Origin of the sequence: Agrobacterium bohemicum, from assembly GCF_002896715.1 — a bacterium.
Lineage (GTDB): Bacteria > Pseudomonadota > Alphaproteobacteria > Rhizobiales > Rhizobiaceae > Agrobacterium > Agrobacterium bohemicum.
This window is the reverse complement of record NZ_PGEL01000019.1, coordinates 1-14,154: the sequence shown is the minus strand read 5'-3', so window position 1 is coordinate 14,154 and position 14,154 is coordinate 1. Positions and strand designations below refer to the sequence as shown.

Sequence of the window (14,154 nt, the reverse complement as noted above, 5' to 3'; positions counted from 1 at the left end):
CAGGTGTGCTAGGTATCCGATAGGGTTCCGGTTGGGTGATCTATTTGCGAGATAGACGCCCGCCCTACTGTTTTCAGCACCCTCTTCGATTCGAAACCCGTTTACGTCTCGCCACTGGGAATCAATTCAAATTCAGGGCCATTGCCCTTCGATGTGAGGACACTAGGATCTTGACGTCGATTGTCTGGCAAAGCCGCGACATCAGCTCCTGAACTCTGATTGCCTTGACCAGCTCATCAACCGAACGTTCCGAAATACGCTGCCGTAATTTGATAGATCGTAACAAGGGACTCGGCTAGTACAGATCATCAGCAGTATCATGGTGAAGTGCATGGCAGGATCATTGGAAGCAAGGCCGCTTTTCGGCATCGGGCTGGCGGCCATGGGCTACTCCTGTTTTGCTCTTCAGGATGCGCTCGTCAAATGGCTTGTCGAAAGCTACGAGGTTCCGCAAATCCTCTTTGTGCGAAGCGCCGTCATCGTTCTGATTACCGGCCTACTGGCATATCGCTACCGCCACCCATCCATCCTCAAGAGCAAATATCGCGGCACCGTCGTTATTCGCGCCGCACTCATGCTCACCGCATGGATGCTGTTCTACAGCTCCGCGCGATATCTGGGGTTGGCGGAACTCACCACGCTCTATTTCTCCGCACCCATCATGGTCATGGTGCTCTCCATCTTCGTGCTGAAGGAGAAAGTCGGCGCAGGTCGCTGGATAGCCTGTGCGGTTGGTTTCGTCGGTGTCGTCATAGCTGCCAATCCAGCCAACTCCCCAAACTGGCTCCCCGCAACACTCTGCATCATCGCGGGCTTCTGCTGGGCGTGGAGCACCATTCTCATTCGCCTCGTCAGCAGAAGCGAAACGACATTGACGCAGATGTATGCCACCAGCGCATTGTTCGGCATCGCCTGCGCACTGTCCTTGCCCTGGCTCTGGAAAAACCCGGATGCGCAGGGCTGGCTTCTCATGATCGGGGTCGGGCTCGTCTCAACAATCGGGCAATATCTTCTCTATGAAGGGTTCAGATACGCGCCCGCATCCTCACTCGCGCCGGTGGAATATACCGGCCTGATCTGGGCCTTCATCTATGGTTACGTCATCTGGACGGAAGTACCGGCAATAAACGTCTTCATCGGCGCAATCCTCATCGTCGCGGCGAGCCTTGTGCTTGTGAGTTGGGAACGTCGAAGCATGAAAATTGCGAAGGAGCGGATTGGTTGATCCAGTCTTCAGTCCTGCTGCTTTGCCGCTTCGCTGTCGACAACAGAACACAGCCAGAGCCAGGCAAGCAGGCGGCTACAGCGCTGGCAAGGCCTCATTGACCATCACGCGTCTCGCCGGGAGCCCAACCCCTGGTATAGCCCCGACCCATCGCAACAACAGCGAGGCTCAACTGGTGTTGCAGATGTTCGATCTCGTCTTGCATCGCCTTGATCGCGGCCTTCGCATCGCCGTTGTGGTAATCTAGAATATAGTCGGCAACATCGGCCTCATTGAGCCTGTGACGCATGAGTTTACGTTCCATTTCTGACTGTTCGCGTTGATCGATGGAGCCCGCATTTCTGACGGATGTTCCTATTATGTTCTTACGATGCAGGGAGTCAAGGGATCGCCAAGGATCTGATGCTCGAATTGCCGCGGCGCGTGTTTAATATCGCCTCACTCGTCAAGTCAGTGCTCTTTGCTATGGCTGTAAANGATGTTCAGTCACTGAGACTGTTGACGCCAGCCCAAAGATTGCGGGTTAAATTTGACAGGGCGTGTGGCCGGAACGCATCGCTGATCGATCGCATTTGTATGCGGTAAGGAGAATGCGAAATGAGCCAGAAGAAGAGCAAGCAGTATACGGTAGAGAAGCTTCAGGAAATCTATGCGCTGAGTTTACCAAAAGCCATCGAGGTTCTGGATCGTTTCGGTGGTGACGGTGCATCGATTGAGAAANTGATGAAGCGGTGTCCGCAGCGAGAGAAATGAAGCCGATATTGAACGGCTCAGAAAAGTCGGCTCTTTCGTTGCGTTGAGACCAGCGTGTTTAGGGTCACATGGCGACGGCGTTTACCCGCTGATTGTTTAAAAATGGCCACAACACGTCATCCTTTGCACGTAGTATGCAGGTTCAGTATTTACGATCTTTGCAGTGAGTTAAGGCTTACATCTCGTCTAATGAATGAGCCAAGCCGATATCATCGGCAAGATAGCGTCGAGGGCGCATTGAGTGTTAGAGGTCCGCTGGCTGGGCAATGGGCGCTAACCATCCGCTGTTTCCTTCTCCTTCTTCGCTTGATCGTGTTACCATTNAATGGCGAAGTACATCCCNGTGCCGCTTGATGGAGGGCCTTGGTGTGAACGATCGCCATCCAGGCGCTTGTTTCGTCACCATACTCAGCGGAATATCAAGCATTCATATAGGCTTCATTGAGAGTCTTGAACAATTTCATGGGGCGCTGGTTATTGCTTGGCAGACTTGGTTAAGGCTGCGGTTTCCTTGCGAAGAGTGGACCCGAAAGAATACCCTCGATCGAGCGCTTGAGAGAGTGGCTGGAGGTTGCTCGACGCAGGTCTCCGTCCGAAGATTTCAGGGTGGCAGGACACGAAAATCGGCACCTTCCGGCAGCAACTGGCCGCCATCAACGACGATTGTGGTGCCGGTAATATAGGCCGCTTCGTCCGAGGCCAGGAAANGGAAAGCATTGGCCACATCCCGGGGTGAACCCAGCCGGCCAAGTGGAACGGAGTTTNCCATGTTTTTGATGAATGCTGGACTGCGATGAAGCTGCATGGCTTCAGTCAGGATGTTGCCCGGTTCGACGCCGTTGACGGTGATTCCGTAAGACGAAAACTCCAGCGCCGCGGAACGGATAAAGCCGTTGATGCCCGCCTTCGTTGCGGCATAGTGGCCATGGCCAGGGCTCGTGACATGTGGACCGGTGATGGAAGAGGTGAAGAGAATGCGTCCCGATCCTTGCGCCTTCATCGGTGTCAACGCCGCTCTTGCAGCATTGAAGCAACCCCGCAGGTTGACGGCCATCACCCGGTCCCAGTCGTCGGGACTGGTGTTCTCGATCAGTTGCCAGGGATAAATACCGGCATTCTGTACAATGATATCGAGCCTGCCATAACGTTCCAGCGTGTGAGAGACCGCAGCAATTGCGTCGTCCAACTTGGAAATGTCGGTCTGGATGAAATCCGCACCGAGTTCGTCCGCTGTTGCCCTGCCTTCCTCGGTTTCGAAATCCGAAACGACAACGCTTGCACCTTCTTCACGGAAGCGCAATGCAATCGCCTTGCCGATACCGCGGGACGCACCAATGACCAGCGCCGCTTTGTCTTTCAGTCGGTCTGTCATGCGAGCCTCTGGCGGAGTTTTTGTTTGAAGGTATCGAGAAGAACGGCCGCAAGCACCAGAAAGCCATGGATGACCTGGGTGTAATTTGCGGGGAGGCCCATCAGATTGATGGCCGTATTGATGGAGGAGAGCAGCAGTACGCCTGCATAGACACCCGGAAGTGACCCGACGCCACCTTTAAGACTGACACCGCCGATGACGACGGCGGCAAAAGCATTGAACAGCAGCCCTACGCCCAGATTAGCCGTTGCGCCCGAGGTACGTATTGCAAGCAGCCAGCCCGCAAGACCGGCGATGGCACCAGCCATAACGAAGGCAAGGATAAGGTTGCGGGTGACGCGGATGCCGGCCCGGAACGTCGCCGTTTCATTGCCGCCGATCATCACGAGATGCCGCCCGAACGGCGTCTTCGACATGAGAACCGAAAAGACGACGAAGCAGGCAATCGCGATCCAGGCGGAAAGCGGAATGCCGAGGAAGCGTTCTATGGCGAACACCCGGATGGAGGGTGCGAGATCCTGCGCGGACCTGCCGCCGGAGACGGCCAGCACGATACCGCGCACCCATATGAAAGAGGCGAGGGTGATGATGAAGGCGCTCATCTTCAGCTTGACGATGAGGACACCGTTGAGAAAACCGATCAGCGCCCCAATGGCACACGCAATCAGCAGGGAGACCGGAACCATCAGCCACTCCGGCGACAGCTTGATGCCAAGCCCGATGCCAGCCGAGCAAAAAAGGATACCGACGGCCATGGCAGACAGAGCCGCCACCGACTCCACGGACAGGTCCATATGGCCAGTGATGATGACCAGTGCCAGCCCGATCGACATCACGCCGAGTACGCTCGAAGCTTCNATGATGTTGGTGAAAATGCCGAGCTGAAANTAATTCGGGATCAGCGCCGAAANCAGGGCAAGCACGAGGATGAGCATGAACCAGACAAGATTGTCCAGCACGAATTCAAGAGTTGTGCGGGTACGAGGCGTCATACGGCCAATCCGAGATGGGAGGGGGAGGAGGCCGGGGTCCGCAGACCCCGGACGGAAAATCCATCTTTACTTGACGGATTCGATTTTCGATGTCGGCGGCTTCAGGTTACCCCAGAAGGCTGGGTTGTCGACATTCTCCTTGGTAATCGCGGAGCCAGGGATCTTGATGTTGGGACCCCAGGTTTCGCCTGTAACGACGCCCTTGAGACCAAGCACATCATAGTCTCCAGCCTTAATTTCCTGCTTGCCGACGATCTTGTCCATGAACATGGCAATAGCGGCTGCCTGCGCATAGAGCGGTTGTTCGACTTCGGCATTCAGCCAGCCCTTACGGATAAGGTCGAGCCCGACGGGCGCGCCGTTGGAACTCATCATCATCACGTCGCCCGGCTTTTTACCAGCCGCTTCAAGGGAGGCAACCGCTGCCACCGACAGGTGGGCAGCATGCAGGAAANTCAGGTCGATATCGGGATTGGCCAGCATCTGGTCGGAGACGATTGTACCTGCATTGCTGGCTTCCCACATTAGAGCTGGCACCGAGATTATGGTGACATCCGGGAAGGCCTTCATTTTCTCCTCGAAGCCCTTCTGGATGTCGAGGGTATAGGGATCGCCGGGATCGCCGAGCACCTGAAGGATTTTGCCCTTCACGTCACCGTTTTTGGCTTTCAGCATCGCCTGCGCCTGGTCGCCCGCCACATGGCCGATCTCTATGGTACCGGCGACGGAGGTGAAGTCGGATTTGGTCGATGTGATCTGACGGTCGAATTCGGCAACCGGAATACCGGCAGCCCGTGCTGCTTCGATGGAGGGCTTCAGCGCATTGAAATCGACGGCAGCAAGAATGATGGCCGCAGGTTTCAGTGCAATGACGTCGTTCATCTGTGATTGCTGGGCGTCGGTCTTGTTGTCGGCATTGAGCGTTTTCATCTCGTAACCGGTCTGTTTTAGAAACAGTTCCAGTGCGCTGACGGACCCGGTCTGGAATTCATCGAGCAAGGTGGGGACGAGATAATAGACTGTCCCTTTACTTTGAGCGTTTGCAGTCGTGAGCATGGACAGGCCGAGCACCAATACGCTCAGCAAAANTAATCCTATTCGCTTCATGATCGTTCTCTCCAGTTTGAGCCGGACCCCTTTTCATTATTATCCCACCGGTCCGGCACCGGTGAGTGTTTGCCCTGTGATCATTTCGATCACTGCATCCGGGCTTGTATTGTCGCGCGCGACATCCCCTGCGACAACGCCGTGGCGGATGACAACGATGCGATCTGCGACTTGAAAGGCTTGCTGCATGATATGCGTTATGATGACGACGCCGATGCCCTGGTTGGCCACGTGGCGGATCATATCCAGCCCGCGCCGGGTCTGTTCTACGCCAAGGGCTGCAAAGGGTTCATCCAGCAAAACAAGCTTGCCGCCCCAATGCACAAAGCGATTGAGCTCGATGGCCTGTCTCTGGCCGCCGGACAGATGCTCCACCTTGGTACGCATGGAGGGAATGCGGGTGCCGGCACTCGTCAGCGCCTTGGTGGTAATCTCTTCCATCGCGCGCTCGTCGAGAAAGGGTATTCCCGCGATCTTGCGAGTGATCTCGCGGCCCATGAAGAAGTTGCCGACAACATCGACATTGGTGCAGAGCGACAGGTCCTGGTAGACGGTTTCGATGCCGGCCGCCTTGGCCTGTGCCGGTGTCGTCGCGTTATACTCTTTGCCTTCGAACAGCATCCGACCGGAGGTTGGCTTAAGGCCACCGGAANTGATCTTCACCAGCGTCGATTTCCCCGCACCGTTGTCACCGAGAAGCGCCACGACCTCGCCTTTGCCAATCGAGAAACTGATGCCCTTGAGGGCTTCGATCGCTCCGAAGCTCATGCGAATATTGTCGAGAACAAGCAGCTTCTCAGTCATTCGGCATTCCCCTGTTTTNCAAGTTTCGAACATTTGGCCGTATCGTGGTGACAGCGCGCCAAAGACAGCAAGTGCCGCAGCACCGCGAAGTGCGGAGTGTTGGCAATCACTGGCGATGACGACGCGTGGGTAGGAGCGGTTCGGGCGGACAGACACGGAATTGTTAAGGCCTTCGACCAGCGTTACCAGCTGGTCGATCAGCGGTTGTGGCGCTAAACCACCGAGAACAACGGTCTCGGGGTCGAACAGGTTTNCGATGGTCCGGATCGCATTGCGGAAGATCGGCGCGATCTCGCGAACCCAGTCTGCTTCGGGCAGACCCCGCCTATTGAAGGCATCCAGAGAAAGGTACCGTTCGAGGCACCCGTGGTTGCCGCAGGGACATGGCTCACCGTCCGGCACGGCGGGAATGTGGCCGATTTCACCCGCATTGCCCCAGGCTCCGCGCATGACCAAGCCGTCATGCATCATGGCGCCACCAAGGCCGACACTAAAAAACAGGTAATAATAATCCGAAAGCTGTTGCCCCAGACCGTAAAGCTGCTCACCAAGTGCTGCTGCGGCCATATCATTCTCGATGAAGGATGGCAGACCCGTCGCGTCGGCAAGGCGCTGACGAATATCGACATTCTTCCACCCGGTCATCGTTGTGGGGCCAACGAAGCTCATGGATTCCACGTCGAACGGACCGGGAAGGGCAAGACCCGCACCCAGTAGTCTGCCGCCGCGCATATCTGCTTTGAGCTCCGCCACCATTTCGCCGATCAGCGCAAAGGCCTCGTCCGGCGTCGGTTTTGTCGCATGACGATGGCGACTTTCAACGACGTCGCCCAGAAGATTGACGAGCGCAGCCTCGATGAACAGCGGAGTGAGGTGGATACCAACGGCAAGGCCGCCGTCGGGATTTATGGTGAGCGTCGAGGGTGGAATACCACGTCCTTTTGGCTCCTCTTTCACCGAGAGGATGAGGTCGTGCTCTTCCAGTTCACGAACGATGGTGGAGACGGTCTGTACGGTCAGGCCAACTCTGTCGGCAATGTCGCTCCGTGTCGTTGGCCCACGTAACCGGATCGATTCCAGCACGATCCGTCGATTATACGGCCTTCCCGATTCTTGATTGGTGCCACGCAATGCCATGTCAGAAGCCCCCGAATGACAGGAGAGTGACACTGGGTTTTTATTTAGTCAAATGGTTTTCAAAAAAANTCCAGACCTCTCGTCCGCTCATTGAGTTATCGATTTTCGAGTTCCGGCATGGGCGATCACAATGGCCTCACGTCAGTTGCCGAAAGTGATCGCTTCTCTTCCTATGATTAGATGATCTTTCCGCGCGCTGTGACTGGCAACGTTTCCGGCACGGCTCGGCCATGGCCTTTGACGATAACGGTATCGACTAGGTTCGTGACGACACAGGCGTGGTTCGGCACGATCCTGATTCTGTCGCCAACGACGAGGCCAATCGGCTCGGCGCTGATCAGGCGTCCGTGCTCTTCAGAGAGCTGATCTATTGTGATGTCATCACGTCCAACCACATGGCCGTAGCCTGTAAGGCCAAGAAGATCGGAGGTCAGGGCTTTGGAGCCGGCATCGATAATCGCACGGTTCGGTGTCGGGACAGAGACCACCGTGGCGAGGACATTCAACGCGCAATCATCCCATTCACAGGCGCCCCGTGCGACCAAGGATCGGTCGTTATAGACGTAAGTTCCCGGACGATATTCGGTTGTCACAACAGCTTCTGCCGCGTGCATCATGGAGGGAGTGCCTCCTGACGTGACCACTGGAACTGGAATGCCGCGGGCCTCGATACGGGTTTTGGCTTCTTTCATGAAAGCCTCCACCGAGGCCTCTTGCCCCGCTGGCGGATAGGTCATAAGGCCACCAAAGAGCAGGCCGGGTGCTGCATCGATATACGTTGCCAAATCTTGTGCAGCGTCTGGGCTAAGCACGCCACAGCGTTGTGCCCCAGTATCGGATTCCACAAGCACAGTAAGAGGTTGCGGCTCTTTGTTAAACGTCTGCGATAACCCATCCACTACGGTTTTACTATCGGCCACGACCGAAAGTGTGATGCGTTTCGCAAGCTCTCTCAAGCTTTCGAGTTTGTCCTCACCAACGATGTTGTAGGTGATGAGAACATCATCAATCTTCGAGTTGCCCGAGACCATGGCTTCGGCTTCCGAAACTTTTTGGCAGGTGATGCCAATGGCACCTGCGCTCAGTTGCATCTGCGCAACCTCCGGAAGCTTATGCGTCTTGATGTGTGGGCGCACGTTCAATTCATGGGCATCTGCATACCTCTGAAACCTCTCAACGTTGCGATTGGCAATATCGAGATCGATGAGCACGGCGGGGGTGCTGATGGCGGCCAGTTCTTTAGGCGTAAAAGGCATTTTAACCTCAACAGGAGTGATGCATTGCAAAAGAAATCACCACCTCTGTGGCGCTGCACCAATTTTGAGCGGTGGCTATTGACAAGTCTTCATCTATAAGACTTGATATGTCAATCCGATAAAACGGACGGATGTCCAGTATATTGGATTAAATAATAAGCGCTCAATTCTCAGGGGAACGCAATGACCATTTCCTTCCGTGCTGGCGTCATGTCGCTGATCGCCGCTACCTTTCTTTCCACGCCTGTTCTTGCTGACGGCAGTAAGCTTGATGAGGTCCTTGCTCGTGGCCACCTCGTGCTTGGCACCGGTAGCACCAATGCGCCATGGCACTTCAAAAGCGCCGATGACAAGCTGCAAGGTTTCGATGTCGACATGGGGCGCATCGTCGCAAAAGCTTTGTTTGGCGATGCGGACAAAATCGAATACGTCAATCAATCGTCTGACGCCCGTATTCCGAACATCACCACGAATAAGGTCGATATCACCTGCCAGTTCATGACCGTGACCGGTGAACGCGCGCAGCAGATCGCGTTTACGATTCCTTACTACCGCGAAGGCGTGGGACTTATGCTGAAGGCGGATGGCAAATATGCCGACTATGCCGCACTGAAGGCCGCAGGTTCATCCGTCACAATTTCCGTGCTTCAGAACGTCTATGCTGAAGCTATGGTTCATGCTGCCCTGCCGGATGCAACGGTCGATCAGTACGATTCTGTTGACCTGATTTATCAGGCGCTGGAATCCGGTCGTTCTGATGCGGCTGCAACCGACCAGTCGTCTCTCGCTTGGTACATGACGCAAAATCAGGGCCGCTATAAAGATGCCGGTTACGGCTGGAACCCGCAAACCTATGCCTGCGGCGTCAAGCGTGGAGACCAGGACTGGCTGAACTTTGTCAACACTGCGCTGCATGAAGCCATGACCGGCGTGGAGTTTGATTTCTACGCCAAGTCCTACAAGACTTGGTTTGGCAAGGACCTGCCACCGCCACAAATCGGTTTTCCAGTCGAATACAAGTAAGTCTGTTCGCTTATCATCGGGACAAAGGGGCTTCCCCTTTGTCCTCTTCCTATCCTAGTGCAGGACGTTTCAATGGGCTACTCGCTCAACTTTGCGGCCGTGTGGCGCAGCTTTGATCAGCTTCTGGAAGGATTGCTGATCAGCCTGGGTCTGGCTTTCGGTTCGATCCTGATCGGGGCTCTCATCGGCTTGCTGGTCGCATTTGCTCTTGTTTCAAAAAGTCGATGGATAAAGGCGCCTGCTGCGATCTATGTCACGATCATCCGCAACCTGCCAATTCTAGTGTTGGTGCTTTTTGCTTATTTTGCTCTGCCTCAACTTGGCTTGAGGCTCGGCAAGATTCAGAGTTTCGTGGCGGTACTCGCGATCTATTCGGGGGCTTATCTGGCGGAAGTCTTTCGCGCTGGCCTGCTCTCCATCCCCAAGGGATTGACGGAAGCGGGCCTCGCCATTGGTCTGACACCGATGCAGATCCGGACATCCATCATCGCACCTCTGATGTTTCGAAATGTGCTCCCCTCGCTTTCTTCCACGGTGATCTCGCTATTCAAGGATACGTCTCTGGCCGCCGCAATCGCGGTGCCGGAGCTTACATTCGAGGCGCGCAAGATTAACGTCGAAACGTTCCGGGTCATCGAGACATGGATCGTCGTATCTGGTCTTTACGTCGCCACTTGCTCCGTCCTCGCCGCACTGATGCGTGTGGCCGAGCGACGCCTGATGGTTCCAAGGTAGTGCCATGAACAGTTTTTACGCATTCTTTGACCAGATATGGCTGGCCCGAAACGTCATCCTGAAAGGGCTGGGTGTGACTGTATCGATTTCGTTACTGTCGATCGTCGCTGGCTCAATTCTCGGAGTTTTCGTTGGTCTGTCGCTGGTTTACGGCAACCGCCTGCTACGTTTCATTGTGCGGGTTTACACCGATGTCGTTCGTGGCACGCCGGTTCTCGTCCTGATTCTGGCGAGTTACTACATGCTTTCCGGCATTGGTATAGAGCTCGGGCCTTTCCAGGCAGGTGTTCTGGCGCTTGCCATTTTTNGCTCGTCGCATGTCGGAGAAATTGTTCGCGGCGGCCTTCAAGCGGTGCCGAAAGGCCAAACCGAGGCCGCCAAGGCCATTGGCCTGACATTCGGCCAGACATTTGCCTATGTCCTTTGGCCCCAAGCGTTGCGTCAATTCCTCCCGGCCTGGGTCAACACCGCTGCTGAGATGGTCAAGGCTTCCACGCTCCTTTCCGTTATTGGCGTCGCTGAGCTTCTGCTTCGTACGCAGGAAATCATTTCGCGCAACTTCATGAGCCTGCAGTTCTATTTTTTCGCGGGTCTTCTCTACTTCGTTATCAACTACAGCATCGAGCGCTTCGGCAAATATGTCGAACGCAAGACCACTGTCGCGTCCTAAGGCCGATTGTCATGAGCAATGTACTTCTCGAAATCAGCGATTTACGCAAACGGTACGGCACTCTTGAGGTGCTGAAAGGCATCGACTGCACCATGCACAAGGGAGACGTGATCTCCATCATTGGCTCTTCCGGATCCGGCAAGACGACGATGCTTCGCTGCATCAACATGCTGGAAGAGTTTCAAGGTGGGCAGATCAGGCTCGCTGGTGAAGAGATCGGATATGAACAAAACGGTGCAAAGCGTGTGCGCAAGGGCGAGAAGGAAATTGCTCGCCAGCGGGCAATGACCGGCATGGCTTTCCAGCAGTTCAATTTGTTCCCGCATTTGACGGCACTTCAAAACGTCATGCTTGGCCTCATAAAGGTCAAAANGATGAGCCGCGATGAGGCAGGTATCATCGGCGAAAAGTGGTTGGACCGCGTAGGGCTTGCGACACGTGGCGGTCATTATCCCGGGCAACTATCCGGTGGTCAGCAGCAGCGCGTCGCAATTGCGCGTGCTATTGCCATGGCACCGCAACTGATGCTCTTCGACGAGGTGACATCAGCCCTGGACCCGGAGTTGGTTGGTGAAGTGCTGCAGGTCATAAAAGGTCTTGCCGCCGATGGTATGAGCATGCTGCTCGTTACCCACGAAATGCGGTTTGCCTATGAAGTTTCCAGCCGGGTGATCTTTATGAATCAGGGCGTCATCTGCGAGGAGGGCGACCCGAAAGAGATGTTCGTCAGGCCGAAGACTGAGCGGCTTGCTGAATTTCTTAAAACGTCCAGCTTCAACTAAAAGAAAAGAGAGAATATTATGACGATCAAACGTTACGGTGCTGGTGAAACTGGTGCGGGTGGACAGCCGCTTCCTTTTGCGCGGGCCGTTGAAGCTGGTGGCTGGCTTTATGTGTCTGGTCAGGTGCCGATGGAGAACGGCGAAATCGTTCTCGGTGGCATCGTTTCGGAAACCCGGAAAGCCATCGAAANCCTCATTGCCATCCTTCATGAAGCCGGTTACGGCATCGAAGATGTGGTCCGCGTTGGTGTGTGGCTCGATGATCCCCGGGATTTCTGGAGCTTCAACGGCGTCTATGCGGAATACTTCGGCGAAAACCCGCCAGGACGCGCTTGTGTTCAGTCACGTATGATGGTCGATTGCAAAGTGGAGGTCGATTGCGTCGCCTATCGGGCTGATCGCGGGTGACATCGATTTGGAGAGTGGCATGGCAGAGACTGTAGGCGAAACGGCGTCGCGACGCACTCGGGGACTGGATCGCGCATTTGAAATTCTCGAATTTCTGCGTGTCAAACGACAGTCCATGCGCCCCAATGAGATAGCCTCGGAAATCGGCGCACCGCGCTCTTCGGTCTATGAACTCGTCAATCTTCTGCTCAGCCACGGCATGCTCGATTACCAAGGAGGCGATGGCCGCGTTAATCTCGGTCGCCGCCTCTATTTCCTCGGAACCGCATATGCCGAGCAGTTTGATCTCATGCGTGAGTGTGAACGCATGCTCGTGCATCTTGCCGAAGAAACAAGAGAGACCGCTCAGATGTGCGTCCTCGAAGGAAAGAAGTACACGGTCGCTATGATGCGGGAGGGCAGCCGCCCGTTCCGCATTTCTTCCAATATCGGTGAATTGGTATCGATCGTCTGGACTGCATCCGGCCGTCTTCTGGTATCGCATCTGAGTGACCAGCAAATCCTCGGCCTCATTCCCCAAGAAGACTTCATTCTGCCAAATGGAAGCCGGATGGAGCCTGCCGACTTCATCGCCCAGGTCCGCCAAGCCAGCCGGGACGGTTTCTTTACCTTCAACAGCGAAGTCGAAAACTTCACGCACTGTTTNGCGGTGCCGATCCACCAGGCGGATGGCGCTTGTATCGCAACGCTCTGCCTCGTTACCCCCCGTGAAGATGGCCTGCGAAATCGGAACAGCTATCTGACGAGTTTGCTCACCGCGGCAAATGAGGTGTCGGAAAAGCTGGGATTTCGCATCGAGCCAGCGAAACTTGCGGGGATCAGGTAAATTGACGTCATTATAGAGCGTCACAGCGTAATTTCATAAATCTCTTCATGGGTCGCAACGAACCCCTTGCCCTGTGATGTCACCCAGCCGCAAAACATGCCGGGCGTGTTGTAGGGGGGGCTTGCCGACCCTTGGAAAAANCAAATGCGTCCGGCATTTTTCTCACATGAACCTGACCAACGTTTTCATTGGCGAGCTTGTCCGAGATGCCAATTGTCAATCGGCTTGGAATGTTGACCCCGTGGGGATGCGGACGAAAACTTGGACCACCAGGAGGTAGTTCATGTATTCCTACGCAGACAGACTTCGAGCCGTTGAGCTTTACATCAGGCTTGGCAAGCGGGTTAAGGCAACCATTCGCCAGTTGGGTTATCCGACCAAAAATGCTTTGAAGGGCTGGTACCGTGAGTACGAGCAGCGTTTTGATCTGTGCGTTTGCTATCCGGTTCGAATGCCGAAATATTCCGAGGATCAGAAGCAGGCGGCGCTTGAGCATTACCAGACCCACGATCGCTGTATCTCTGCGACAATGCGAGCACTGGGTTATCCCGGCCGAGGAACCTTGACCGTATGGGGTCGAGAAGCGTTCCCAGAGGCGAGAGCTTCCATGGTCGGTCGATCGTGGCGTCCGGCCTATTCGGAGACTTTGAAGCAGGTTGGTATCATGGAGCTTTGCAGTGGAGAGGAAAGTGCCCAACGAGTAGCCGACCGGCTGGGCGTCTGCAGGCCGACGTTGTACAACTGGAGAAATCAGTTACTCGGTCATGAGGCTCCTTCATCCATGAAACGCCGCAAAACCTCTGCGCCGGCGCCCGAACGCGAGGAACTTGAGCGACAGCTCGAAGTCCTCCAACGCGATGTCCGTCAGTTGCAACTCGAGCATGATCTGTTGAAGAAGGCCAACGAACTGCTAAAAAANGGCCTGGGCGTCGATCTCCAGACCCTGAGTAATCGGGAAANGACACAGCTGATTGACGCCCTTAAAGAGTGGAGTGCACCCCATTTCACCGGACAGGTCGGCTAGGTTGATTTAGCTCTGATGAACTGCCGAGGGGAAGCCATCT

13 protein-coding genes and 2 pseudogenes are annotated in these 14,154 nt (G+C 55.2%); 8 read left to right on the top strand and 7 right to left on the bottom strand.

Annotated features, from left to right (window positions below; all coding sequences use genetic code 11):
* Window positions 1-331 precede the first annotated feature (331 nt).
* The gene (locus CUC55_RS04610) at window positions 332-1,225 is read left to right on the top strand and encodes a DMT family transporter (RefSeq protein ID WP_067652866.1); all 894 of its coding nucleotides are present in this window, start codon (window positions 332-334) and stop codon (window positions 1,223-1,225) included.
* Window positions 1,226-1,319: 94 nt separating this feature from the next.
* On the opposite strand, the gene CUC55_RS04605 is transcribed toward CUC55_RS04610, so the two are convergent.
* The 7 genes and pseudogenes from CUC55_RS04605 to CUC55_RS04575 all read right to left on the bottom strand — a co-directional run bounded on the left by CUC55_RS04605 (window position 1,320) and on the right by CUC55_RS04575 (window position 8,646).
* A complete protein-coding gene (locus CUC55_RS04605; protein WP_082760331.1) occupies window positions 1,320-1,529 on the bottom strand; it encodes a hypothetical protein in 210 nt (69 codons plus the stop codon).
* A gap of 1,050 nt (window positions 1,530-2,579) precedes the next feature.
* Window positions 2,580-3,350 (bottom strand): SDR family NAD(P)-dependent oxidoreductase, encoded by a 771-nt coding sequence (locus CUC55_RS04600; protein WP_103087101.1) that lies wholly within the window; start codon window positions 3,348-3,350, stop codon window positions 2,580-2,582.
* Window positions 3,347-4,342 (bottom strand): ABC transporter permease, encoded by a 996-nt coding sequence (locus CUC55_RS04595; RefSeq protein WP_103087100.1) that lies wholly within the window; start codon window positions 4,340-4,342, stop codon window positions 3,347-3,349. Before CUC55_RS04595 ends, CUC55_RS04600 begins: the two co-directional genes overlap by 4 nt.
* A 66-nt stretch (window positions 4,343-4,408) precedes the next feature.
* Window positions 4,409-5,449, bottom strand: coding sequence for a sugar ABC transporter substrate-binding protein (locus CUC55_RS04590; protein ID WP_103087099.1), 1,041 nt, complete (start codon window positions 5,447-5,449; stop codon window positions 4,409-4,411).
* Window positions 5,450-5,488: 39 nt separating this feature from the next.
* Window positions 5,489-6,253 carry an ATP-binding cassette domain-containing protein gene (locus CUC55_RS04585; RefSeq protein ID WP_103087180.1) on the bottom strand — a complete coding sequence of 255 codons (765 nt, stop codon included), beginning with the start codon at window positions 6,251-6,253 and terminating at the stop codon, window positions 5,489-5,491.
* A 27-nt stretch (window positions 6,254-6,280) separates the two neighbouring features.
* Window positions 6,281-7,390, bottom strand: a pseudogene (locus tag CUC55_RS04580) (ROK family transcriptional regulator); the annotation flags it as partial.
* A gap of 176 nt (window positions 7,391-7,566) precedes the next feature.
* Window positions 7,567-8,646 carry a D-TA family PLP-dependent enzyme gene (locus CUC55_RS04575; protein WP_067652854.1) on the bottom strand — a complete coding sequence of 360 codons (1,080 nt, stop codon included), beginning with the start codon at window positions 8,644-8,646 and terminating at the stop codon, window positions 7,567-7,569.
* Window positions 8,647-8,829: 183 nt separating this feature from the next.
* Here CUC55_RS04575 and CUC55_RS04570 point away from each other — a divergent pair, with 183 nt between their 5' ends.
* From CUC55_RS04570 to CUC55_RS04535, 7 genes and pseudogenes are all read left to right on the top strand, one after another.
* A complete protein-coding gene (locus CUC55_RS04570; RefSeq protein ID WP_067652852.1) occupies window positions 8,830-9,669 on the top strand; it encodes a transporter substrate-binding protein in 840 nt (279 codons plus the stop codon).
* Between the two features lie 72 nt (window positions 9,670-9,741).
* On the top strand, window positions 9,742-10,404 hold the full coding sequence (locus tag CUC55_RS04565; protein WP_067652850.1) for an amino acid ABC transporter permease: 663 nt from the start codon (window positions 9,742-9,744) through the stop codon (window positions 10,402-10,404).
* A 4-nt stretch (window positions 10,405-10,408) separates the two neighbouring features.
* Window positions 10,409-11,074: an amino acid ABC transporter permease gene (locus CUC55_RS04560; RefSeq protein ID WP_103087098.1), complete on the top strand. Its 666-nt coding sequence runs from the start codon at window positions 10,409-10,411 to the stop codon at window positions 11,072-11,074.
* A gap of 11 nt (window positions 11,075-11,085) precedes the next feature.
* Window positions 11,086-11,856, top strand: coding sequence for an amino acid ABC transporter ATP-binding protein (locus tag CUC55_RS04555; RefSeq protein WP_103087097.1), 771 nt, complete (start codon window positions 11,086-11,088; stop codon window positions 11,854-11,856).
* Between the two features lie 18 nt (window positions 11,857-11,874).
* Window positions 11,875-12,264 carry a RidA family protein gene (locus CUC55_RS04550; RefSeq protein ID WP_103087096.1) on the top strand — a complete coding sequence of 130 codons (390 nt, stop codon included), beginning with the start codon at window positions 11,875-11,877 and terminating at the stop codon, window positions 12,262-12,264.
* Between the two features lie 19 nt (window positions 12,265-12,283).
* The gene (locus tag CUC55_RS04545) at window positions 12,284-13,090 is read left to right on the top strand and encodes an IclR family transcriptional regulator (RefSeq protein WP_103087095.1); all 807 of its coding nucleotides are present in this window, start codon (window positions 12,284-12,286) and stop codon (window positions 13,088-13,090) included.
* Between the two features lie 283 nt (window positions 13,091-13,373).
* Window positions 13,374-14,078 (top strand): annotated as a pseudogene (locus CUC55_RS04535) (transposase); the annotation flags it as partial.
* Window positions 14,079-14,154 lie beyond the last annotated feature (76 nt).

Coding starts and splice junctions, on each gene's coding strand:
- CUC55_RS04610 (WP_067652866.1), top strand. CDS start 332: ATGGCAGGATCATTGGAAGCAAGGCCGCTTTTCGGCATCGGGCTGGCG.
- CUC55_RS04605 (WP_082760331.1), bottom strand. CDS start 1,529: ATGGAACGTAAACTCATGCGTCACAGGCTCAATGAGGCCGATGTTGCC.
- CUC55_RS04575 (WP_067652854.1), bottom strand. CDS start 8,646: ATGCCTTTTACGCCTAAAGAACTGGCCGCCATCAGCACCCCCGCCGTG.
- CUC55_RS04570 (WP_067652852.1), top strand. CDS start 8,830: ATGACCATTTCCTTCCGTGCTGGCGTCATGTCGCTGATCGCCGCTACC.
- CUC55_RS04565 (WP_067652850.1), top strand. CDS start 9,742: ATGGGCTACTCGCTCAACTTTGCGGCCGTGTGGCGCAGCTTTGATCAG.